We start from the raw sequence: 23,834 nt of genomic DNA on the forward strand, positions 1-23,834 counted from the left end.
CATTAACATTGCAATAAAAAACATTGTTATTCTGTATTCTCAATTAAGCTATTCACCACAATTTATTTTGATTTTTTATATTCTTTACTTTGAATTGGTATGCCCTTTACGCTCTCACATGCGGTACTTGCCCCACCACTCGCCAAGCTTTTAGGACAACGTCTGCCCATCGCTGCACTCGCTATAGGTACGATGTTGCCAGATTTACACCGTCTGTTTACTTTGCGTCATGATCCCACTCCACATTTATGGTCAGCATTGCTGTATCCAAATTTATTATTGGGTCTTGTCTTTTGTGCGCTGTGGTATTTACTCTATCGCCCTGCATTGTATCGCTTTGTGGGCGTGCATCACCCGTTAAATCTAAACACGATAAAATCTGTACTTGGGTTTGTATGTGGCTTGATTCTGGCCTTACTGATTGGCAATGCCACCCATTTAATTTGGGATGGTTTAACCCATCACGACTTTCGTAGTTTTGCCTTTCAGGATTTTTTAGCGCAATCGGTACAATTAGGCACAGGTATTTATCCGATGCATCGCATACTGCAAATTGGCAGTTCTATTTTGGCGCTGCCTTTTTTGTTATGTATGAGCCTGCATTATTATCGCAAGCATCGACAGCTCAGTTCTGTAAGCACTAAAATTCGCGTTTATGCCATCGGCCTAATTATCTTGTCGATTGTATGTGGTGGTTTTTCACTTTGGGATTATGCGCGTTATATCCCCGATGCGACTTGGCAAGCCGAACTATATTATTTTACGGGACGCGCCATCAATGAGTTTAGCCAAGGGGCATTACTCATGTTCAGTTTAGGTTGTCTGTTATTTTTGTTTTTGGATCGGTAAGGGTAGATAAAATAAAGTCAAAGCTCATCACTTTATCCTGAATCTTGCTGCATTATCCTATTTCAGACACATTCCTTGTAAAAACCCACTGTTTTTGCAGCAGGTTCTTGTAGCCACATGCCCAAAGAGGCATAATCCTACCTTTGCTAAAGGCGGTGCGCTGTTTACGTATTCGCTTCCTTAACCCATATAGTTGGATTTTTAACGCTATGATGCGAACTCATTATTGCGGTTCTTTAACCGAAGCTCAAATTGATCAAACCGTGACCCTGTGTGGTTGGGTACACCGTCGTCGTGACCACGGTGGTGTAATTTTCCTAGACATGCGTGACCGCGATGGTCTTGTGCAAGTCGTAATTGACCCAGACACCCCAGAAGCATTTGCAACTGCAGACAAAGCACGTTCAGAATTTGTATTAAAAATCACAGGTCGTGTACGTCGTCGCTATGCAGGCACAGAAAATGCCAATATGGTTAGTGGACAAATTGAAGTTTTAGGCAAGGAAATTGAAGTTCTTGCAGCATCTGAAACGCCTCCGTTCCCATTGAACGATGAAAATACCAACATTTCAGAAGAAATTCGTTTGAAATACCGTTTCTTGGACATCCGTCGTCCAGAAATGTTAGATCGCTTACGTTTCCGTTCAAAAGTCACCAACCTGATTCGTAACTATTTAGATGATCATGGTTTCTTGGATGTTGAAACACCAATTTTGACACGTGCAACGCCTGAAGGTGCACGTGACTATTTAGTGCCAAGCCGTGTATCTAACGGTAGCTTCTATGCTCTACCACAATCGCCACAATTATTTAAACAATTGTTGATGGTGGGCGGTATTGACCGTTATTACCAAATCGCTAAATGTTTCCGTGACGAAGATTTACGCGCAGACCGTCAGCCAGAATTTACTCAAATCGACATTGAAACATCGTTCATGAGTGACGATGACATTATGGATTTGATGGAAGGCATGACCGTGAAGATGTTCGATGAACTTCTAGGCGTGAAATTCGACAAATTCCAACGTATGCCATATTCGGAAGCGATGCGTGATTATGCGTCTGATAAGCCAGACTTGCGTATTCCACTGAAACTGGTAGACGTTGCTGACTTGATGCAAGACGTTGAGTTCAAAGTATTTGCTGGCCCAGCGAAAGATCCTAAAGGTCGCATTGTTGCACTTCGTGTGCCTGGTGCGGGTTCATTGCCACGTAGTGCGATTGATGAATACACTAAATTTGTTGGCATCTACGGTGCAAAAGGTTTGGCGTATATTAAAGTCAATGAACTTGAAAAAGGCATCGAAGGTTTACAATCTCCAATCGTGAAATTTATTGAGCCAATCGTGCTTGATTTATTAAAACGTGTAGGCGCAGAAAATGGCGACATCGTATTCTTTGGTGCAGATAAAGCCAAAGTAGTCAACGATGCGATGGGCGCACTGCGTGTCAAAATCGGTCACGATTTGAACCTTGCAACTTGCGAATGGGCACCGCTTTGGGTGGTTGACTTCCCAATGTTTGAAGAAACAGATGATGGTAAATGGACCTCTGTGCATCACCCATTCACTTTACCAAAATCAAGCGTTGAAGATGTGAAGAGCAACCCTGGTGAAGCTTTATCTGTCGCGTATGACATGGTATTGAACGGTACTGAAATTGGTGGTGGTTCACTGCGTATTTATACTTTAGAAATGCAAAAAGCGATTTTTGAAGCTTTAGGTATTGAAGAAGAAGAAGCCGAAGAGAAATTCAGCTTCTTACTGAATGCATTGAAATACGGTGCGCCTCCGCACGGTGGTTTGGCATTTGGTTTAGACCGTTTGGTGATGTTGATGACAGGTGCTTCGTCTATTCGTGATGTGATTGCCTTCCCGAAAACTAAGACGGCTGAATGTCCATTGACTCAAGCACCTGCACCAGTTGAGGCGACTCAATTGCGTGATTTAGGTATTCGTTTACGTGAAAAACCAAAAGCAGAATCTCAAGAATAAGTTTTGAGAATGTTAGAAGAACCCTGCAAATTTGCAGGGTTTTTTTATGAATTGAGATAAAGCCAAGCTAGTGGCATAATAGCGCTTCGTTTTGAATTTTTAGTTGAGCGTTACTATGGCTATGCGTCCTGCAGTTCGTAATCGTGGCATTATGCTAATTGTATTTGCTGTCGCTCAATGGTTATTCATGCGTTATATTCTAGCCAATAATCTGTTTGCCTTAGACACCAATGACCGTATTTTGTACTTTAGCTTAAGTTCTATTGGCGGTGCATTTGTGATTTTTGTGGGACTAATTTATATGGTGTTGGCGGGGAATGCGGATAAAGAATAGCGCAAATTCCCCTAAAATTAATTCTTAAAATATTGATAAGATATTTTTTTATCTCTTTCATTATTGTCGAAATTTTCAAATAGTTCTTGCATTTTCAATATATTTTCACTAGAAACGTAAGTTTTTCCTTGAGGTCGGTAACTGTGATCAACAGGTGTAGCATCAACTATACCAATATTAAACTTCCATTTTTCTGCAATTTTAGGCCATATATAATCTAGACCATACCCCATCGGACTCTGACTAGGAAATGGTAAAAAATACTTAAAAACATCTCTACTAAATGAAAAGATAGGTCCAATTTCAACAAAATTTGTTAATCGTGCCTTAACAATAGAGTCTGCTTGTAAGCAAATTTGGTGGTCATAAAAGCTATGCTTGGTACGTGCAGGTTGAGCTACTTTTAAATCATATTTATAGATATAACCTACATATACATCTATAAAATTATCCCAAAGATGAATATCATCATCGCTAATAATTAATAAATCATAACCACTCATATCCAAATCAGAGAGAATTTCATTTAATACTTTAAATTTAGGATTTTTCTTTTTTGAGTAACCTATAGTTACATCCACCATATATTCCGGAATAGGTTTCTCTCCAATCGCATACCATTTTTGAACTACTTCATGCTGTATAGATTTAGAAAATTGATTTTTTAATATTTCTGCCTGATTTGGATAATCCGTTAAATATATACCAATAAGCAAAATTTTTTTTTGCGGTAACGATTTTACAAATAAGTCTTTATTATCGTACAAGTGATTTGGATCTGAGAATTTTTTTCTAAGATAACCTCTTGAATAATATTTTATTTTTTTTGTTAACCACATTATTTAATCTCCTCAAACTTCATACTATTCGTATCTTTATCACTTAGTATCACCTTATCTACTTTATTCAAAGGCCAGTCAATTTTTAGTGTTGTATCACTCCAAATAATAGCACCTTCGCTTTCTTTATTATAATAATTGGTAGTTTTATAAAGAAATTGAGTATTGTCTTCAAGTGCTATAAAACCATGTGCAAACCCTTCAGGAATCCAAAACATAGTTTTATTTTCCGCACTCAACTCTACTCCAACCCATTGCCCATAAGTTTCAGACTCAGGACGAATATCAACAGCCACATCCCAAGCTCTACCTTGCACTACACGCACTAATTTACCTTGAGCATATGGAGCTTTTTGGTAATGCAAACCACGCAATACCCCTTTTTGAGACAATGAGTGATTATCCTGCACAAAAACTGGAATTGGTAAATTCAACCCTGCTAAGACAGATTCAAAGCGTTGCTGATTAAAACTTTCCATAAACCAGCCACGCTCATCCCCAAAAACTTGTGGATGAAGTATTAATAAACCATTAATTTTAGTTGTTTCTACTCTCATTTCACTTCATCCAATAATTTCAATAAGTATTGACCATAATCTGTTTTCTTAAGTGCTTCAGCACTTGCTTTCAGCTCACTCGTAGAAATCCAACCTTGTTGAAAACCTATTTCCTCTAAACACGCAACTTTTAAGGATTGACGTTTTTCAACAGTATATACAAATTGTCCCGCTTCTAATAAAGACTCGTGTGTTCCTGTATCTAGCCATGCAAAACCACGCCCAAGTAGTTCAACATTGAGTGAGCCATCTTTCAAATAGGCATTGTTAATGTCGGTAATTTCTAACTCACCACGTGCGGATGGTTTTACCTGTTTAGCAAACTTAATAACCCGATTATCATAGAAATACAATCCAGTGACTGCATAAGGTGATTTTGGTTTGGTTGGCTTTTCTTCAATGCTCACCACTTTGCCTGTTGGATCAAACTCTACTACACCAAAACGCTCTGGATCAGTCACATGATAACCAAAAACAGTTGCACCAACATCAACAGCATTTGCTACTTTTAATTGCTTACTAAAATTTTGACCATAATAAATATTGTCACCCAATATTAAGCACACATGATCATTGCCTATAAATTTTTCACCAATAATAAAAGCCTGAGCTAATCCATCTGGTGAAGGCTGTTCTTTATAACTCAACTCAATACCAAACTGCGAACCATCACCAAGTAACTTTTCAAAGTTTGGTAAGTCTTCAGGCGTCGAAATAATTAAAATCTCACGAATACCTGCCAACATCAATACTGATAATGGGTAATAAATCATGGGTTTATCATAAATTGGTAAAAGCTGCTTAGATACACCTTTAGTAATAGGATGTAAGCGTGTGCCTGAGCCACCTGCCAATATAATACCTTTACGCTTTATACTCATTTCTGAAGTACCTCTGTTACAGTTCTTTTTACATGTACTTTCCAGTCTGGCAAATAAATTTGAAAAGCATGTTGAGTTTTTTGATTATTTAATCGTGCATTAAGTGGACGTTGTGCGGGTGTCGGATATGCTGCTGTTGGAATCGGATTAACTTGTTGAATGGCTAAATTCACACCTAAGTTTTTTGCTTGCTCAAATATGTAGTTTGCATACTCAAACCACGATGTTTCCCCACTAGCAACCAAATGGTAAATACCAATTTTAGTTTGATCTCGCAATGTCTGCACAATCGCATGAGCACTTACATCGGCAATTAACTCAGCTGACGTTGGAACACCAATTTGATCATCAATAATAGATAGTTCTTCACGCTGCTGAGATAAAGCAAGCATTGTTTTTAAAAAGTTTTTACCTTTTTGTGCAAAAACCCATGATGTTCGAAATATCAAGTAATTGCACTGAGCATTTTGAATAGCCTGCTCACCTAATGCCTTAGTTTGACCATATACATTCAAAGGTTTCAGTGCATCTGTTTCATTTAATATTGATGTCCCTTCACCATCAAAAACATAATCTGTCGAATAATGCACTAAAAGTGCTTTAATTTGAGCACAAGCCTCAGCTATCTTCCCTACTGTCACATGATTAATGAGATTAGCCATATCTTGTTCTGTTTCAGCCAAATCTACAGCAGTATAAGCACTTGCATTCACAACAACATTTGGCGCTATATCTATAATAGTTTGATAAATTTGTTCAGGTTTACTTAAATCACCACACCATTGATTTAAACCATTTCGATCAAGTGAAATCACCTCACCCAATGGCGCAAGGGAGCGCTGAAGCTCCCAACCAACTTGTCCATTTTTTCCAAGCAATAAAATTTTCATTACTTAGCCTTGTATTGTTTTTCTAACCAAGATTGGTATTCCCCACTTTGAATATGGGCAACCCACTCCTGATTATTCAAATACCACTCTACCGTTTTACGGATTCCAGTTTCAAAAGTTTCTGTAGGTGACCAGCCCAATTCATTTTGAATTTTTGTAGCATCAATCGCATAGCGTAAGTCATGCCCAGGGCGGTCTTTTACAAACGTAATCAATGACTCATACGCTTGACCGTTGGCCTGTGGTTTTAACTCATCCAAAATTTTACAAATGGTTTTGACCACGTCTATATTCTGCTTTTCATTATGACCACCAATATTGTAGGTTTCACCCACTACACCTTCGGTCACCACTTTATATAAAGCACGTGCATGATCTTCTACGAATAACCAATCCCGAATTTGCTGACCATTCCCATATACAGGCAAAGGTTTAGCATCCAGTGCATTTAGAATCACCAATGGAATTAATTTTTCTGGAAAATGGTAAGGCCCATAATTATTGGAGCAGTTGGTCACAATGACAGGCAGACCATAAGTTCTGTGCCAAGCACGTACTAAATGATCCGAACTGGCTTTAGAGGCAGAATATGGAGAGCTTGGCGCATATGAAGTCGTTTCAGTAAATAAATCTGTCGTGCCTTCTAAGTCACCATAAACTTCATCAGTTGAAATATGATGAAAGCGAAAGTTTTGTTGAGCTTCAGCGTCAAGCCCCACCCAATACTTTCGAGTGGCTTCTAATAAAGTATAAGTTCCCACAATATTAGTTTGAATAAATGCTGCTGGACCATCAATTGAGCGATCTACATGCGACTCTGCAGCCAAATGCATAATTGCATCAGGTTGAAATGCATCTATTGCAGCTGTAATTTGCTCAGTATCACAAATATCAATTTGTTTAAACTGATAGTTTGAATGCTGATCCACTTCTTTTAAGGACTCTAAATTACCTGCATAAGTCAATTTATCTATGTTCAGAACTTGATTATTGGTATTTTGAATAATATGGCGAATAACAGCCGAACCAATAAATCCAGCACCACCGGTAACTAAAATATTCAAAATATCTCCCATTTTTTTAATAACAAAATTTACTTCTCGCTATAACGCTTATAAAAAATTTTAGCTAAATTGTATTTCATACCCGAGCCAAATTTACTAACCAATACATCCGTTGACTTTAATCTTTCAGCCTCAATTGTGCTTAAATTTTTATTTGACTCACCTCTCTCAACAACTGGATGATCAACAAGATAAGCCATTAAAATATTTGAAGTAGAATCAAAGTCATATAAATAACTCCAATCATCAGCACGTCTAACTGGTTTATGATATTCCAATAAGTTTTTCGCCATTTTACGATCTACAATATAAGATACTGTATAATTTACTCTATGAAAAAAATCAGGGACTACCTTTAAAACTTTTTTATCTAATAGACTAAAATCACAAAATTTCCCTCTAACTTTACGGCATTCTTTCATTTGAATACCACCAATACTTAATAATAAATTTTTGGGCAAATCTATCTTACTTAATCCATCACTCAGCATTTGATATGAAAGATTATTTTTCAAAATAGCGTCATCTTCTAGAATTAATGCAAACTCATCCCTAGTTTCCAAGAACTTCATTAATGCCGCTAAATGCGCCAAGGTACAGCCTAACTCACCTGGTGTTAGTGGCTTCTCACGCCCTTTAACAGCTAATTCAAAATATTCTTTTGCTGAAAGCTCCCCCCCTTTTACCCCAACTTTTGTATATTCTAAATTTCCATTCTGAAAAAAAGGCTGACATAAAAAACTATTTAACCTTGGTGAGTTTTCTTCTTCGATACTAATAACAAAAACTTTCATACATATAAGCCAATACTGTATTGCTGAACATAATATCTAATGTAGAATTAGATAGATAGTCTTATACATCCAATTTTATGATGCGCAAAATTTTAAAGAAATGGTATAAATTTCAACAAAACCAACAAGCCAAAAAATTTAATTCACATTGGTATATGCGTTTTGGTTGGTTAGATGAATCCTTTAACAATCAAAAACAGCTTAAAGATCTTTTTGAAATTCATTCACCACACAAATTCACCTTTGCTGACTGTTTTTATGCACAAGAGAATAATCAACACTTTATATTTTTTGAAGAAGTAAATGATGTTCATCCCGTAGGTTTTTTATCAGTCTTAGAGGTTTTTAAAGATGGAAGCTACTCAAAGCCACAAACTATTTTAAAATTGGACTATCACCTATCTTATCCTTGTGTATTTAAGGTAGAAAATAACTGGTACATGATTCCTGAAACCAGTGCTAATAAAACTATTGAACTATGGAAATGTACTGATTTCCCTCTCAAATGGGAAAAACATTCAAACTTATTTGAAAATATTGATGCTGTAGATACCACTCCTCTTTATCATGAAGGGATGTGGTATTTATTAACGTCCACACGTAGAAACTGTAAAAAATTTGGTGACCGTTTAGATATTTTCTTTACTGAAGATATTTTAAATCCTAACTGGCAAGAACACCCACAAAATCCAGTCTGCAAAGGTCATCAACAATTCAGAATGGCTGGTAAGCCTTTTATTTATAAAGAAAAACTTATAAGACCTAGTCAAGATTCATTAAAACGTTATGGTGGTAATATTGAATTCAAAGAAATTCTTGAACTTAGCCCAACCTCATATAAAGAGCAACTTTTAGAAGTTGTTTTACCCACATGGAATAATAACGATGATGGTTGCCATACAATAAATGTTGAACATAATTTTGTAGTTTTAGATGCAATACGCTTATCAGTTAAAAAGTAAATAAGCCCAAAACAACTATTTTAGCAAATGCTCATAAATATTGAGCGTTTGCTGCGCCATAGCTGTAACAGTTAACTCTTGCTTTGCTCTCATGAACAAAGGTAAAAAATCTGTTTGTGCTTGTACAGTTAAGGCATTTTCTATTGCTTGTTGCAACTCTTTCACCTGTCCAATATTTGCAAGATATGGCTCAGGCAACCATTCAATAACACCATTTACACGAGTAGATGCCATCGTTTTATTTGCTTGTAAAGCTTCAACCATCACCAATGGAAATCCTTCACGATCCGAGGACAATACAACAACATCAGCGATTTGGATTAAATCACGAGCATCTGTTCTAAAACCTAAAAAAGCAACACGGTCTTTCATTTTTTGTGCTGCTGTTTGTTGCTCTAAATCTGAGCGCAATGACCCATCACCAATAATAAAAAGATGTGCATCTATATTAGACATTGCATGAAGCAATAAACTTATATTTTTTACAGGTTCTAAACGCCCAATACACATTACTATTTTTTTAGAAGAATTTACTAAAGAATATTGAATATAGATTTCCGACTTTAGTTGTTGTTTTTGCTCGTCAGATAAATTTGGTTGTGTATATACACCATTGTAAACCACATACGCTTTTTCACTAGGAATTCCCTGCGTTAAAGCCTGACTTACTGCAATAACGGCATCTGCAAAAGCATAAATTGATTTGTTCTTTTTCGTACCATGAACTGTTGTTACAAATTTAACAGGTTTTAGCCATGTTCTTATTTTAGAGATCAATTCAGCAGCTTTTCCTGCTTGTGCATGTACAATATCTGGATGAATTTTATTAATAATAGATTTTAGCTGGCAAAGTAAAAATATATTCCAACGACTACGAGAAAAATCTACAGCATGAAAACATACATGCGCATTAAATTTATCCACGTAGCAAGGGTGTGCAATAATATGTACTTCATGTTGCTGAGATAATTCGTTAACCAAGTTAAAAGTGTGTTGTTCTAAACCACCAACACCACCACTTGTTGCCAAAACTTGAACAATCTTCATAGATTATCCTGTTTATTTTTCATTTTATGATGTTGCTCAAATAATTTAGCTTCCTTTAAAAATGCATAAAAAGCATTTACCATGCTGTTTACAAAGCCCCTCCACCCATTTAAGCAGCTACGTCTAATAAAATAAGACTTTACAAAAGTGAGAGGCATGACTAAAACCAACTTTAATAAACTCGGCGCTTTACCTTTTTGGTATTTTTCTTGTGCTTTTAATTCAGAATATTGATTATTTTTTTCAACTTTAACAAAAATACTTGATTCACCATAATGGTAAATATCACCTTCTGCACGAACACTCTGACCATCTACAATCACATTTTCATGCACTTTATTTTCTAAGTCATATCGCCCTTTAGATTTACGAAAAAAACGTACCTTGGCATGCTTTTTTGTATGTTTACTATTGGGAACACCTAAAAACACATCGTTAATTGGTGTAATTAAAGCATCCAATTGATTACTTTGTATCGTTTGCTCAATTTCAGCTTTTAATTCAGAAGATAAAACTTCATCACCATCTAAATTTAAAACCCAATCATTTTTACATTGCGCCAAAGCTAAGCTTTTTTGACCAGCATAGCCCTGCCAATCTTGATGAGAAATCCGCGTATTGGGAAATGATTCTGCAATAGCATAAGTATGATCTGTACTGCCTGAGTCTAAAATAATGACCTCTGAAAAGTCTTTTACACTTTCCAGTGTATTCTCAAGCCATTCAGCACAATTTAATGTTACGATATAAACACTACAAGGAATCATAATTTATATCGTCCTTTGGCTAAAGCAATACGCATTTGTAAAGCATTCATTGCGCCATGTGTACTGACACGTGGAATATTAAATTGATTAGTTTCTGTATAAGCTTCTACTTTTTTACGTGTAGATACAGCATTTTTAAAACCAATTTTTTTTGCCATTTGTTGATGTTTGTCATTAAAACGCCCAAATGGATAAGCAAAGCTTGGACATTTCCCTACTAAAACTTCCACATCTTTTTTTGATGCCTGCATTTCTGCAAATGCTTCCTCATCAGACAATTTCAGCAAATTTACATGATGCTGAGTATGTGCACCAAACTCAATTAAGCCAGAAGCTGACATTTCTTGAATTTGTGCTGTATTTAACTTCTCAATACCTTCAATTTGTGTTGCTAAATAAATTGTTGCCTTCGCATTATATTTTTTGAGTAAAGGAAATGCATACTGGTAGTTATCCTGAAAGCCATCATCAAATGATAAGGCAAAAACATTACTCTGCCCCTCATACTGGTCAAGTTCGGAAACGAAACAAAAAATAGCCCGTTTTTTTACCAAATACTGCAACAACTGTTCAAATTTAGCCGGTGGCATATTCATACCTGAAGCTTCTGCATGGGGGGTTACTTGATGCAACATCACGATACGTGGCAATTTTGCACTGCGTAATGGTAACCAAAAGGTATAATTACCCAATAAGTAAAGTATTGCAGCAAAAACAATTAAACCAAGTACCACATAAACAAACCACATTAGATATACACCTCATATGCCCACTCATATGCTTCAGATAACGGCTGATCAAAAGTAACTTCAAGCATAAATTGAGTAATACGTTTAGCATTAAAACTATGACGCGTTTTGCTCCAACCCAATTCTGCAATTTTTCTTGCCTCATCAGGATGATCTGCATAGTACTTAATTTTTTCAGCTAAATCATTTTGGTCGTTAAAATAGACAATTTCTTGTTCACTATACAGTTTTTCAAAATCAGGGATACGAGGGCTAAAAGTCAACAGGCCATTACCCGTTAACTGCACAATACGATCTGAACTGTATAAAGTTACATCGTTTTTACGTGAATAATTTAACCCCATACGCGCTTCTGAAAGCACTTTATAATAACCTTTTCCATACACGCCAGCTTGCTCAAAACAACCATAATATTGGTATTTCAATGAATGTGCTTGGAGAGTATTTGCCAAGTCTTTCAAAAATTTTTCACGTTCTGGTTCTTTATAAACAACACCACAGAATATAAATTCTTTATCAATATTTGTAGATTCAAATTGTTTTAGTATTTCAACATTTGAATGCCCGACGTTAGGAAAATAAGCTACTTTTAAATTTGGCTGTTTCAATTTTTGAAGATATTCTCCACCAGTCGTACAAAAAATAGCATCTAAATATGGAGAAAATTCACGAACAAAACCAAGTTTTTGCTCCAAATACAAAGGATCAACATACCAAAATGCAATTTTTGTCTTTGGGAATTGTTGCTTTATCTCTTTTAACACCGTTGGACTCATTAAATCGCTATGTCCAATCAAAACTAGATCTGGTTCTAAATTAGAAACTATTTTAAGAACTTCTTTATTTGCCCAATTTGCCCCTAATTTTTTTGTTTTAAAAATAGTTCCCATTCTAGCCATATCACGAAAACTAAAGTCATATACAAAATGACCATTTTCAATCAAACCCGCAGAAATCTTACGGTCTGTACAATAAAAATGAGCACCTTGTTTGTTGAATCCAAAATTCGCAATATGTAATATTTTCATAAATCACTCAAGAAACAAATGAATGTTCCACTTATAGATTGGTATATTTTAATCGTTGTTAAAAAAGAATAATAGGATATAAGCTAGTCCATCATAACAATTTAAACAACTACAACTCATTTAACTAGCATCCTATTCGCCACACGCTCTGCTTCTTTAAAAGCAGTCGTAGAATATAATTCAGCAATTTGTCTAGCATTCGATACAAGTTTTTGATCAAGCAAATGCTGTACCGAACGGGTGATACGATCCTCTTTCACTCGATCTATCTGAATAAGCCCTACTTTACAACCTGCGGTGAGGGCCTCGTATATCATAGACACACTATCTTCAGTCACCCATACCGCTTCCGCTTTTTGCATCTCTTCAAAAATCCAACCCTGCGGCGTTTCTTCAACTGGAAAAATTTGTAGTCGTGAAGCAAAACTTTGCTGAGCCAATGTCGCTAAAAAATCAGCAGGTGTACGCCTAGAACTCGTCAAAATAATGTCACACTGCATATTCTGCTGCACGATCTGCCCAATCGCAGACAACACCTTATCTGCATTCCAAACATGCCGTTTAGATGAACCACCTAATGCGATCAAAATACGGTTTGGAATGTGTCGCTGCTCATTTTCAATTGGATTCAGCGCACCTTGTGTAACAATCACATTTGCCTGCTCTGGCACACCATCATGTTCAGGAATAACCACATGATCAAACCAAGATAATGGAAAATTGGGTTTCATTAAAATGACAGTTTTTGCACATGGAAAAACTTTACCCATCAAGAAAACACGTAATTGCGTATGACTGCCTACCCCAAAAATGTAATCTGGTTGCTGCGATACAGCCGCATGTTTTTGTTTTTTATATGCGGTCAATAAACTCAACAGTGGTAAATGATCAATTGAAATTTCTTCAAAAGTCAGATCAATATTTGTTTGCTTTTGCATTGCCTTAAAAAGACCCAATGCTTGAGAGCGATGACCTGCCTTACCATCGCTCACATATAAAATATGCATATTCACCCACCAGATCTAAAGCACGAATAGCATCATTTTACTAGATCAAAGCATTTAAAGTAAGCAAAGCTACATATCCTCAATGACTCGAAATATAAACTTCATTGAACTGTCACAGGGCTTGAATCCGCCTTTTCAGATTCAATGAGTAATTGAACCGCTCTTTCTCTAATTTCGGGAGTATAGTTTGGTTTTTTCATCGGAATAGTCTCTCAGAATATTGAGTCTCCGACAAACCCGGTACGGTTCAAATGGCCTTAATAGATTGACCTTGTTGATGAAGTATTTGGATTGTCACTGCTTGCTCCAAAGTTAACATGTTGAGCAGTCCAAATGACCACTATATTAACCAAGGGGGTCAATTTTCAAATGCTGTTGGGGGGTCATTTTTACATTGCCGCTAACAGTAAATTCCATGAACTGCATGTGACCAGGAAAAGTCAGGTCGCTGAACAGGCATTAGTGCTGATTCAGAAACTGTATGCCATAGAAGCAGAACTCAGGAAAAAGACGGATGGTACAGCGGAAGACCGCCGCGAATACCGACAACAGCATAGCCAACCGGTGATGCAACAACTATATGAATGGCTCAACCAACATCATCTGACGGTGCCATCGAGTTCTCCCACCGCCAAGGTCATCAATTACACTCTGAAGCGTTGGCCAGCTTTAATTCGCTATTTGGATGATGGCAATCTACCGATTTGCAATAATTGGGTAGAGAATCAAATGCGACCTTGGGCCTTAGGGCGCAAGAACTGGCTGTTTGCTGGCTCGCTGCGCAGCGGCCAGCGAGCGGCGAATATCATGACTTTAATCCAGTCAGCAAAGCTGAATGGCTTGGATCCGTATGCCTATTTAAGTGATGTGCTGAAAAGGCTGCCGACGCATAAAGCGACCCAAATAGAAGAATTACGCCACATCGCTGGAAATCCAACTCAAATTAAAAAATAGGCATGGGGTTCAGCGGACGCTTACAGCGCAAGGAGTGAAAACACAGTTCTGAGCGAAGCGCAAGGCACGTAACATCCTTTACTTCACTCATAAAAAAACCCTTATATACAATAAGGGTTTTTTAAAGATTAAACTAAAACTTAGTTTTTCTCTTTGTCTACGATTTTGTTTGCTTGGATCCAAGGCATCATCGCACGTAACTTGTTACCCGTTACTTCAATACCGTGAGCCGCGTTTTGACGACGACGAGCAGTCATTGATGGGTAGTTCAACGCACCTTCTTGGATGAACATTTTCGCATATTCACCAGATTGAATACGTTTAAGTGCATTGCGCATTGCTTCACGTGATTGTTCGTTAATCACTTCAGTACCCGTTACATACTCGCCATATTCAGCGTTGTTAGATACTGAATAGTTCATGTCAGCGATACCGCCTTCGAACATCAAGTCAACGATCAATTTAAGCTCGTGTAAGCATTCGAAGTAAGCCATTTCTGGTGCATAACCAGCTTCAACAAGAGTTTCGAAGCCCATTTTAACCAATTCAACAGCACCACCACAAAGAACTGCTTGCTCACCAAATAAGTCAGTTTCAGTTTCTTCACGGAAAGAAGTTTCGATGATACCTGTACGACCACCACCTACACCTGAAGCGTAAGAAAGTGCAACGTTACGTGCATTACCAGAAGCATCTTGATGAATCGCGATAAGATCAGGAACACCTGAACCACGTTGGAATTCAGAACGTACAGTGTGACCAGGTGCTTTAGGTGCAACCATGATTACATCTAAGTCTGCACGTGGAACAACTTGGTTATAAAGTACAGAGAAGCCGTGAGCAAATGCTAAAGTTGCGCCTTGCTTGATGTTTGGCTCAATCACGTCACGATAAAGTTGTGATTGGAACTCATCTGGAGTCAAAATCATAACTAAGTCAGCTTGAGCAACAGCAGCAGGAACTTCAGAAACTTTAAGACCCGAATTTTCAGCTTTTTTCCAAGAAGCAGAACCAGCACGTAAACCTACAGTTACGTCTACGCCAGAATCTTTAAGGTTAAGCGCGTGCGCGTGACCTTGTGAACCGTAACCAATGATCGCTACTTTCTTAGATTGAATGATAGATAAGTCGCAGTCTTTATCGTAAAAAATTTGCATTGCTGTCTCCGCTAAAATGCTTAGGATTCCTATCTTACTCAAGTACTTGTCTATTCAGTACTTGAGTAAGCTCTCCATCCTTTGAGATGGAATGAATTCGATGAGTAAAATTAACTATGAAATTTAGTTAAATGGTTAAAACTTTTTCGCCGCGTGCGATACCTGACACACCTGAACGCACAACTTCTAAAATGGTGTTTTCAGCAATCGCGTCAATAAAACCATCTAGTTTTTCAGTTGTACCCGCAAGCTGCACCGTATAAGTCGTTGGTGTGACATCCACAATTTGACCACGGAAGATGTCTGCAGTACGTTTAATTTCAGCACGTGCAGCACCCGATGCTTTGACTTTAATCAGCATCAATTCGCGTTCAATATGCGGGCCTTCTGACAGGTCGACCACTTTAACCACTTCAACCAATTTATTCAGTTGTTTGGTGATTTGCTCAATTTTATGATCATCACCATAAGTTGTAAGCGTTAAACGTGAAAGTGTTGGGTCTTCGGTTGGTGCAACGTTTAAAGTCTCAATGTTATAACCACGTTGAGAGAATAAACCCACTAAACGAGAAAGCGCACCTGATTCGTTTTCAACGAGAACGGAAATAATGTGTCTCATTCTGTGCGCTCCCCTTTACCTAACCACATATCTTTCATAGATTGACCCGCAATTTGCATCGGATAAACGTGCTCTGTACGGTCAACCATTACGTTAATGAATACGCATTTGTCATTAATCGCCATCGCTTCTGCAAGCTTAGACTCAAGCTCATCGGCATGGTTAATTTGAATACCAACGTGACCATAAGCTTCCATCAATTTAGGGAAGTCAGGCAATGAGTCAACATAAGAACTTGAGTGACGACCTTCATAATTCATATCTTGCCATTGTTTAACCATACCTAAAGCTTGGTTATTCAAGCATAAGATCTTAACGTTTAAACCATATTGCTTACAGGTAGAAAGCTCTTGGATACACATCTGAATCGATGCTTCACCCGTGATACATACAACCTGTTGATCTGGATAAGCCAGTTTAGCCGCCATAGCATACGGTAAACCTACACCCATAGTACCTAGACCACCAGAGTTCAACCATTGACGTGGACGCTTGTACTTATAGTAGTTCGCGCCAAACATTTGGTGCTGACCTACGTCAGAAGTAATGATCGCATCACCATTGGTCACTTTGTCTAAAGCTTCAACCACTTGTTGCGGCTTCATCGTGCCATCGGTTGGCTTGTCATATTTCAAACCATGAACTTTACGCCACTCATTAATCTGATTCCACCATGCAGCAATCGCTTCAGGGTTTGGCTTGGACACATTTAATTGCTTCAATTGAACCAACATTTCCTGAAGTACAGGTTCAACCGCACCTACAATTGGAATGTGTGCCATGATAGTTTTTGAAATGGTCGCAGGGTCAATGTCAATATGAATGACTTTGGCATTTGGACAGAATTTTGCAGGGTTATTGGTTACACGGTCATCAAAACGCGCACCAATACATAAAATCACATCAGCATTATGCATGGTCATGTTGGCTTCATAAGTACCATGCATGCCCAACATACCAATAAATTGTGGATCATTACCTGGGAACGCGCCCAAGCCCATCAATGTATTGGTTACAGGGAAACCCAAGATGTGTGCAAGCTCAGTCAATTGCTCAGAAGCATTACCCTGAACAACACCACCGCCTGAATAAATCACAGGACGTTTGGCATTTAATAGCTCATCAATTGCTTTGCGAATTTGACCTGAGTGACCACGATGCGGCGGTTGATACGAACGCATCTTCACTTTTTCTGGGTATTCGTAAGCAAATTTTTCTGCTGGGTTGGTTGCATCCTTAGGAATATCAACCACCACAGGACCAGGACGACCTGAAGATGCAATATAGAATGCCTTCTTAATCACTGAAGGAATTTCGCTTGCATGACGCACTTGGAAACTGTGTTTTACAATCGGACGTGAAATACCCACCATATCGGTTTCTTGGAAGGCATCTTCACCAATTAAGTGTGTTGCAACCTGACCTGACAAAATCACCATTGGGATTGAGTCCATATAAGCCGTTGCAATTGGAGTTACCGTGTTGGTTGCACCAGGACCTGAAGTCACCAGCACCACACCAGTTTTACCTGTTACGCGCGAGTAGGCATCTGCCATATGACCAGCAGCTTGCTCATGGCGCACAAGGTAATGATTAATTTTGTCTTGTTGAAAGAACGCATCGTAAATATGAAGTACTGCGCCGCCTGGGTATCCAAAAACATGCTCAACGCCTTCGTCCGCCAATGCGCGAACGAGCATTTCACCACCAGATAAAAGTTCCAACGTGATTCACCCTAGTCTTGTCACTGCAAAATGGGAGACACCTGCAGTGTTTTGTTCATTAATTCCTGCACTGTTATAGCACACATATTTCATAGTTTTCATGGCAATAGGAAAAATTTCTGATCTGATTACCGTATAAGCAATATGAGATCTAAAACGTGTTGGGGTAAACACATTTTATAAGCTTTGTTCAGCTTCTCGGCTAGAGAAGTTGCCCATTGCATGACATGACACTTATTCGAAGGGTGATCGATCTAAGGCACATAAAACTAAAGTGTGCATTTTTGTAGTTTACCCGACTAAAGTCAAGTTTAAAAATCGGCTTTTTCTGCTTTATTTATAAACTGGGTATTTTTTACGCTTTGTGTCATCCATCACAATTTAATCCCAAGTCCAATATTTCCATATAAAACAAATAACTTTCAGATATTTGCTGAATTTTTTATAATTTTTTCATATCACATACATAAAAATAAAGAATGAATTAAAAAATATATAAATCGCTTGGTTATGATTCACCAACGCATTTCAGCTTATTTTAACTTGCAAATAGACAAGTCAATGCTCCAATTTTAAATAGGCGATATTGCAGATAAAAATCATCAAAAAATTGTCAATAAATCCTAGCTTCACGGGGAATTATTGCTAAAATTTAGCCAACATGATTTTTTGTAATTGGTTTTCTGCCATTTACCTTTTTTGCTCAGGACTTCCAAACATGAAAACGCCAATGATCCGCTTGAGTTGTCTTTCTGCAAGCTTGATTCTAATTTTTGCCACTAGCTCAGTTTCTGCAAAACAATATTACAAGTGGGTCGATGCAAATGGATCAACCCATTACACCACGACACCACCACCAAAAACAGCCAAGAAAAAAGGTAAAGTCGATACCTACGGCTGGAAAAATTCAGCACCTACTGTTGCCATTCCTGCAAATTCTACTGCGAACCCTGAGCCTACTGCTGCAAATGCAACAAACCAACAAGCGACACCAACCACAAATCATCCTGCAGGAAATCCAGCCATAGATCAGCAACAACGTGAAGCCAATGCAGCTTTAAATCAGGCACAACAAGAACGTGCCAACCCACAAGTTTTTTAAGTTTTAAGCCATAAAGTACGACTCACTTAAATTTTCCTGCACAATCCAACGCGCAAAATTCAATTTAGCTGCATTTTGCGCTATGCTGTGTGACACACTTTTTTTAACCGTTTATTCCTGATTTAACCTTATGACTACTCACATTGACCCTGAATATCAAGCCAGTGCGATTGAACCCCAAGTCCAAAGCGACTGGGAATCTCGTAAAGCCTTTAAAGTTGCCGACACAGTCGAAGGTCCACATCGTTATATCCTCTCGATGTTCCCTTACCCAAGCGGCAAACTGCACATGGGTCACGTGCGTAACTACACCATTGGTGATGTAATTAGCCGTTTTCACCGTTTAAAAGGTGAAACAGTCTTGCAACCTATGGGTTGGGATGCTTTTGGTTTACCTGCTGAAAACGCAGCGATTGCGCATCAGGTTGCCCCAGCTAAATGGACTTTTGAAAATATCGCCTACATGCGCGACCAATTGAAAAAACTAGGTTTGGCAGTAGATTGGGATCGTGAATTTGCCACTTGCACCCCAGAGTATTACCACTGGGAACAATGGTTATTCGTGCAACTGTATAAAAAAGGGTTAATTTATCGCAAACTCTCGACAGTCAACTGGGATCCTGTCGATCAAACAGTTTTGGCCAATGAACAGGTCGAAAATGGTCGTGGTTGGCGTTCAGGTGCATTGGTAGAAAAACGCGATATTCCAATGTACTACTTCCGCATTACCGATTATGCCCAAGAATTATTAGACGATTTAGAAACTTTAAAAGATGGCTGGCCACAGCAAGTCTTGACCATGCAACGCAACTGGATTGGGCGTTCGCAAGGGATGGAAATCACATTCCCATCGGCAAATCCTGAAATTTATGCAGATGGTCTGACTGTATTTACAACGCGTGCTGACACGTTAATGGGTGCAACTTATGTGGCTGTTGCTGCAGAACATCCAATGGCGTTAAAAGCAGCAGAAAACAATGCACAATTAAAAGCCTTTATTGAAGAATGCCGCATGGGTTCTGTGGCAGAAGCTGACCTTGCCACTGCCGAGAAAAAAGGCATGGCGACTGGCTTATTTGTGAAGCATCCAGTAACAGGTAAAGAATTACCTGTGTGGATTGCCAACTATGTGTTGATGTCTTACGGTTCTGGCGCGGTGATGGCTGTACCTTCACACGATGAGCGTGATTTTGAGTTTGCCAATAAATTCCAATTGCCAATTATTCAGGTGATTGATGCCAAAGGTGCAGACGATGCGGACTTTGACACAACCCAATGGCAAGAATGGTACGGTTCTAAAGAAGGTAAACTGGTCAATTCAGGCGAATTTGATGGTTTAGATTTCCAAGCGGCTTTTGATGCACTTTTAGCGAAATTAGAGCCACAAGGCTTAGCCAATGTAAAAGTACAATTCCGTTTACGTGACTGGGGTGTTTCACGCCAACGTTACTGGGGCTGCCCAATTCCGATGATCAACTGTGAAAAATGTGGACAAGTTCCAGTTCCAGAAGATCAGCTTCCTGTCATTTTACCTACCGATGTTGTGCCAGATGGCTCAGGCAACCCGTTAAATAAAATGCCTGAATTCTATCAAACTACTTGCCCATGCTGTGGTGGCGAAGCACGTCGTGAAACCGATACCTTAGATACTTTTGTAGAGTCATCTTGGTATTACGCACGTTACGCATCTCCAGACTTTACAGGTGGCATGGTCAAGCCTGAAGCTGCGCAAACTTGGTTGCCAGTTAATCAATATATTGGTGGTGTAGAACACGCCATCTTGCACTTATTGTACGCGCGTTTCTTCCACAAACTTATGCGTGATGAAGGCGTGGTACAAGGCAATGAGCCATTTACCAACTTACTGACTCAAGGCATGGTCTTGGCTGACACCTTCTACCGCGAAGCAGAAAGCGGCAAGAAAACTTGGTTTAACCCTGCCGATATCGAGCTTGAAAAAGACGAAAAAGGTCGTGTTCTTTCTGCAAAATACATGGGCGATGGTCAAGCTGTGATTGTTGGCGGTCAGGAAAAAATGTCGAAATCGAAAAATAACGGTATCGACCCGCAAGCCATTATTGACCAATACGGCGCAGATACTGCACGTGTATTTATGATGTTCGCTGCACCACCTGATCAGTCTTTAGAATGGTCAGATGCAGGTGTTGAAGGTGCGAACCGCTTCTTAAAACGTGTTTGGCGTTTGGCGGCAGGTTTCCTTGAAAAAGGCAGCAATGCAACTGCAATAGACAGCAGCAAACTTGCTACAGCAGCACAAGACTTACGTCGCAAAACCCATGAAACCATTCAAAAAGTGGGCGATGATATTGAGCGTCGTCATGCGTTCAACACTGCAATTGCAGCATTGATGGAACTCTTGAATGCTTGCAACAAGTTTGAAGCGCAGAACGAACAAGACTTTGCGGTTGAACGTGAAGCAATTGTGACTTTATTGACCTTGCTTGCGCCATTTGCACCACACTTGAGCCAAACCTTATTGGTAGAGTTCGGAATTGAATTAACCTCTACCCTATTCCCTGTGGTCGATGAGTCTGCATTAACCCGCAATACTCAAACTATTGTGGTGCAGGTAAATGGTAAATTACGCGGCAAGCTTGATGTAGCGGTAGATGCATCTAAAGAAGACATTCTTGCACTTGCCAAAGCCTTACCAGAAGTACAACCATTCTTGACTGGGCCAACCAAGAAAGAAATTGTGGTACCGAATAAGCTAGTGAATTTGGTGGTTTAAGTGCTTTTAAACCTCCCTTTTTTAAAGGGAGGTTTGGAGGGATTTTATAAAACAATCCCCCTAAACCCTCCTACAAAAAAGGAATTAAAACAATTTCCAAACAAAGCCCGTTGTCAGTCAACGAGCTTTGCACCTACAATCAAGATATTCTCAACTTCCGCTTTTAAACTTTCAAGAATATTACAGAGGACAGCACATGCACTTTAGCCAACGTCTAGCAGTCATTGTTTTAACTTGTGGACTCAGTGCTAGCTTAGTCGGCTGCGGTTTTCATCTTAAAGGCACCAATCCAAGCATTGCACCTGTGGCTTATTCAAAAATGAGTCTGGCTTTACCGAGCAATGCTGAAGAATTAGAAGAAAAACTTTCCATTCACATGGGTACAGCGGGCGTACAACTCAGCAATGACCCTAATGCCTATGTACTGCGTGTACTTGACTATACACCACGTCGCTTGGAATTGAATGGCAAACTGGTAGAAACCTTATTGCGTTTGAGTGTGACTTTCCGTATTGAAGATGCGCAAGGCAACCCGATCACCGAACCTCGTACCGTCATGGCAACGCGCAGTTATCAATACGATGTCGCAACTGTGAATACCGATGATCAGGAACAAAAATTCTTAAAAGAAGTCATTATTGATGATGTAGCACAGCAAATTGTGCGTCAAATTTCATCTAATCGTTTACCTTTGGTCAACCCACCTGTGTATTCAAACCCTAAATAAGTTTTCGAGTGCGAATTTTTTATGAAACTTGACTATCTACAAGCCCTCAAACGTGTCGATGAAGCACGTGGCGTATGGATTTTGCATGGTCAAGAACCCTTACTCGAACAAAACTTGCTGGATGCTTTTCGTGCCAGTTGGCAAAAACAGGATATTGAACGTCAGCGTTATGATTTAAATAGCGTTAGCGATTGGAAAAATGTATTCAATGCCTTAAACAGTCTGTCACTGTTTTCGAGTCAATTGGCGGTTGAAGTACACGGCAATATCAAGCCTGATGCCAGCACACTAAAACAACTGAAAAGTTATATTCAACACAATGAACAAAACTTGCTGTTGGTGGTAATGCCGAAACAAGACAACAATAGTCTGAAATCCAGTTTTTTTCAGTTGATTGATGCCAATGGGGTCAATGTTGCGCTTACGGCGAATTATCCTAAAGATCGGCAGCAGATTTTAGGTTTGGAAGCAGAAAAGCTTGGCATTCAATTAGGACATGATGCGTGGCAATGGTTGGAACAACATCATGAACACAACCTTTTGGCTGCCAAAAATAGCTTAATGCGGGTCAGTGACACCTTTCCTGAAATTCAGCAGATTCAGATTGAACATTTACATGCCTGTTTACAAGATCAATCTCGTTATAGCACTTATGATTTAAATGATGCTTTACTGACGGGAAATCTAGCGCAAGCTATGAAAATTTTTCAATACCTCATGGCTTCGGGTGAAGCCATGAGTTTAATTTTGTGGAGCATCAGCAAAGAAATGCGCTTACTGATGCAATTATTTGAACAACCACAAAATGCTTTGCAACTGGGTATTTGGAAAAACAAAGTCAGTGTGTATCAGCAAGCTTTGCGACGTTTAAATCCAAATAGTTTCTTGCAATGGCCTGCTCTGTTATTGCGTATTGATGCCGCCATTAAAGGGATGTCCAAGGAAAACCCTGAACATCTGGTGCTACAAGCCATTACAGAACTCTGTGGTAAAACACTGTTCGCTTCTCACTCGGCTTAATTTAGCAGACTTCATTA

The 23,834-nt window shown here is 38.8% G+C and carries 22 protein-coding genes and 1 pseudogene; 9 read left to right on the forward strand and 14 right to left on the reverse strand.

The features are described from left to right. Nucleotides 1-99: 99 nt before the first annotated feature. From FTU09_RS09635 to FTU09_RS09645, 3 genes are all read left to right on the forward strand, one after another. Nucleotides 100-849: a DUF4184 family protein gene (locus tag FTU09_RS09635; protein ID WP_180080103.1), complete on the forward strand. Its 750-nt coding sequence runs from the start codon at nucleotides 100-102 to the stop codon at nucleotides 847-849. Between the two features lie 209 nt (nucleotides 850-1,058). Then, the gene (gene aspS / locus FTU09_RS09640; RefSeq protein ID WP_004975017.1) at nucleotides 1,059-2,843 is read left to right on the forward strand and encodes an aspartate--tRNA ligase; all 1,785 of its coding nucleotides are present in this window, start codon (nucleotides 1,059-1,061) and stop codon (nucleotides 2,841-2,843) included. Between the two features lie 115 nt (nucleotides 2,844-2,958). Further along, entirely contained in the window at nucleotides 2,959-3,177 is a 219-nt protein-coding gene (locus FTU09_RS09645; RefSeq protein ID WP_104852495.1) for a hypothetical protein, read from the forward strand. A 17-nt stretch (nucleotides 3,178-3,194) separates the two neighbouring features. Here FTU09_RS09645 and FTU09_RS09650 read toward each other — a convergent pair whose 3' ends face one another. Genes FTU09_RS09650 through FTU09_RS09675 form a run of 6 tightly spaced genes read right to left on the reverse strand, consistent with a single transcriptional unit; the run spans nucleotide 3,195 to nucleotide 8,202 of the window. Then, on the reverse strand, nucleotides 3,195-4,016 hold the full coding sequence (locus FTU09_RS09650; RefSeq protein WP_257226855.1) for a hypothetical protein: 822 nt from the start codon (nucleotides 4,014-4,016) through the stop codon (nucleotides 3,195-3,197). Next, nucleotides 4,016-4,573 (reverse strand): dTDP-4-dehydrorhamnose 3,5-epimerase, encoded by a 558-nt coding sequence (gene rfbC, locus FTU09_RS09655; protein WP_180080105.1) that lies wholly within the window; start codon nucleotides 4,571-4,573, stop codon nucleotides 4,016-4,018. Before rfbC ends, FTU09_RS09650 begins: the two co-directional genes overlap by 1 nt. Continuing rightward, on the reverse strand, nucleotides 4,570-5,454 hold the full coding sequence (gene rfbA, locus FTU09_RS09660; RefSeq protein ID WP_180080108.1) for a glucose-1-phosphate thymidylyltransferase RfbA: 885 nt from the start codon (nucleotides 5,452-5,454) through the stop codon (nucleotides 4,570-4,572). The genes rfbC and rfbA overlap by 4 nt, the downstream gene beginning before the upstream one ends. After that, the gene (rfbD, locus tag FTU09_RS09665) at nucleotides 5,451-6,344 is read right to left on the reverse strand and encodes a dTDP-4-dehydrorhamnose reductase (RefSeq protein WP_180080111.1); all 894 of its coding nucleotides are present in this window, start codon (nucleotides 6,342-6,344) and stop codon (nucleotides 5,451-5,453) included. Before rfbD ends, rfbA begins: the two co-directional genes overlap by 4 nt. Then, nucleotides 6,344-7,408: a dTDP-glucose 4,6-dehydratase gene (gene rfbB, locus FTU09_RS09670; protein WP_180080114.1), complete on the reverse strand. Its 1,065-nt coding sequence runs from the start codon at nucleotides 7,406-7,408 to the stop codon at nucleotides 6,344-6,346. The genes rfbD and rfbB overlap by 1 nt, the downstream gene beginning before the upstream one ends. A 29-nt stretch (nucleotides 7,409-7,437) precedes the next feature. Continuing rightward, nucleotides 7,438-8,202 (reverse strand): glycosyltransferase family 25 protein, encoded by a 765-nt coding sequence (locus FTU09_RS09675; protein WP_180080117.1) that lies wholly within the window; start codon nucleotides 8,200-8,202, stop codon nucleotides 7,438-7,440. 77 nt (nucleotides 8,203-8,279) lie between these two features. Here FTU09_RS09675 and FTU09_RS09680 point away from each other — a divergent pair, with 77 nt between their 5' ends. After that, a complete protein-coding gene (locus FTU09_RS09680; protein WP_180080120.1) occupies nucleotides 8,280-9,164 on the forward strand; it encodes a hypothetical protein in 885 nt (294 codons plus the stop codon). Nucleotides 9,165-9,179: 15 nt separating this feature from the next. On the opposite strand, the gene FTU09_RS09685 is transcribed toward FTU09_RS09680, so the two are convergent. The 5 genes from FTU09_RS09685 to FTU09_RS09705 all read right to left on the reverse strand — a co-directional run bounded on the left by FTU09_RS09685 (nucleotide 9,180) and on the right by FTU09_RS09705 (nucleotide 13,762). Then, the gene (locus FTU09_RS09685; RefSeq protein WP_180080123.1) at nucleotides 9,180-10,211 is read right to left on the reverse strand and encodes a glycosyltransferase; all 1,032 of its coding nucleotides are present in this window, start codon (nucleotides 10,209-10,211) and stop codon (nucleotides 9,180-9,182) included. Beyond that, entirely contained in the window at nucleotides 10,208-10,978 is a 771-nt protein-coding gene (locus tag FTU09_RS09690) for a glycosyltransferase family 2 protein (protein ID WP_180080127.1), read from the reverse strand. The genes FTU09_RS09685 and FTU09_RS09690 overlap by 4 nt, the downstream gene beginning before the upstream one ends. Next, nucleotides 10,975-11,727 carry a polysaccharide deacetylase family protein gene (locus FTU09_RS09695; RefSeq protein WP_180080132.1) on the reverse strand — a complete coding sequence of 251 codons (753 nt, stop codon included), beginning with the start codon at nucleotides 11,725-11,727 and terminating at the stop codon, nucleotides 10,975-10,977. Before FTU09_RS09695 ends, FTU09_RS09690 begins: the two co-directional genes overlap by 4 nt. Further along, on the reverse strand, nucleotides 11,727-12,755 hold the full coding sequence (locus tag FTU09_RS09700) for a glycosyltransferase (protein WP_178318717.1): 1,029 nt from the start codon (nucleotides 12,753-12,755) through the stop codon (nucleotides 11,727-11,729). Before FTU09_RS09700 ends, FTU09_RS09695 begins: the two co-directional genes overlap by 1 nt. Before the next feature lie 116 nt (nucleotides 12,756-12,871). After that, complete coding sequence (locus tag FTU09_RS09705) at nucleotides 12,872-13,762, reverse strand: mitochondrial fission ELM1 family protein (RefSeq protein ID WP_180080135.1); 891 nt, start codon at nucleotides 13,760-13,762, stop codon at nucleotides 12,872-12,874. Nucleotides 13,763-14,161: 399 nt separating this feature from the next. Between FTU09_RS09705 and FTU09_RS09710 the strand changes: the two are divergent. Further along, nucleotides 14,162-14,709: pseudogene (locus FTU09_RS09710) on the forward strand (transposase); the annotation flags it as partial. A 147-nt stretch (nucleotides 14,710-14,856) separates the two neighbouring features. Here the strand turns inward: FTU09_RS09710 and ilvC are convergent. The 3 genes from ilvC to FTU09_RS09725 form a co-directional block, all read right to left on the reverse strand. Next, entirely contained in the window at nucleotides 14,857-15,873 is a 1,017-nt protein-coding gene (gene ilvC, locus FTU09_RS09715; protein WP_004974988.1) for a ketol-acid reductoisomerase, read from the reverse strand. Nucleotides 15,874-16,000: 127 nt separating this feature from the next. Continuing rightward, on the reverse strand, nucleotides 16,001-16,492 hold the full coding sequence (gene ilvN / locus FTU09_RS09720) for an acetolactate synthase small subunit (protein WP_004974986.1): 492 nt from the start codon (nucleotides 16,490-16,492) through the stop codon (nucleotides 16,001-16,003). Beyond that, on the reverse strand, nucleotides 16,489-18,216 hold the full coding sequence (locus FTU09_RS09725; RefSeq protein ID WP_096902629.1) for an acetolactate synthase 3 large subunit: 1,728 nt from the start codon (nucleotides 18,214-18,216) through the stop codon (nucleotides 16,489-16,491). Before FTU09_RS09725 ends, ilvN begins: the two co-directional genes overlap by 4 nt. 730 nt (nucleotides 18,217-18,946) lie before the next feature. Between FTU09_RS09725 and FTU09_RS09730 the strand changes: the two genes are divergently transcribed. The 4 genes from FTU09_RS09730 (at nucleotide 18,947) to holA (ending at nucleotide 23,817) form a co-directional block, all read left to right on the forward strand. Further along, on the forward strand, nucleotides 18,947-19,318 hold the full coding sequence (locus tag FTU09_RS09730) for a DUF4124 domain-containing protein (RefSeq protein ID WP_373685373.1): 372 nt from the start codon (nucleotides 18,947-18,949) through the stop codon (nucleotides 19,316-19,318). A 130-nt stretch (nucleotides 19,319-19,448) separates the two neighbouring features. Beyond that, nucleotides 19,449-22,070: a leucine--tRNA ligase gene (gene leuS, locus FTU09_RS09735; RefSeq protein WP_180080141.1), complete on the forward strand. Its 2,622-nt coding sequence runs from the start codon at nucleotides 19,449-19,451 to the stop codon at nucleotides 22,068-22,070. A gap of 196 nt (nucleotides 22,071-22,266) precedes the next feature. Beyond that, nucleotides 22,267-22,797, forward strand: coding sequence for an LPS assembly lipoprotein LptE (lptE, locus tag FTU09_RS09740; RefSeq protein WP_180043942.1), 531 nt, complete (start codon nucleotides 22,267-22,269; stop codon nucleotides 22,795-22,797). 21 nt (nucleotides 22,798-22,818) lie between these two features. Next, the gene (gene holA / locus FTU09_RS09745) at nucleotides 22,819-23,817 is read left to right on the forward strand and encodes a DNA polymerase III subunit delta (protein WP_180051775.1); all 999 of its coding nucleotides are present in this window, start codon (nucleotides 22,819-22,821) and stop codon (nucleotides 23,815-23,817) included. Nucleotides 23,818-23,834 lie beyond the last annotated feature (17 nt).

Source organism: Acinetobacter sp. YH12058 (assembly GCF_013419805.1).
In the GTDB taxonomy this organism is placed as follows: Bacteria; Pseudomonadota; Gammaproteobacteria; order Pseudomonadales; family Moraxellaceae; genus Acinetobacter; species Acinetobacter towneri.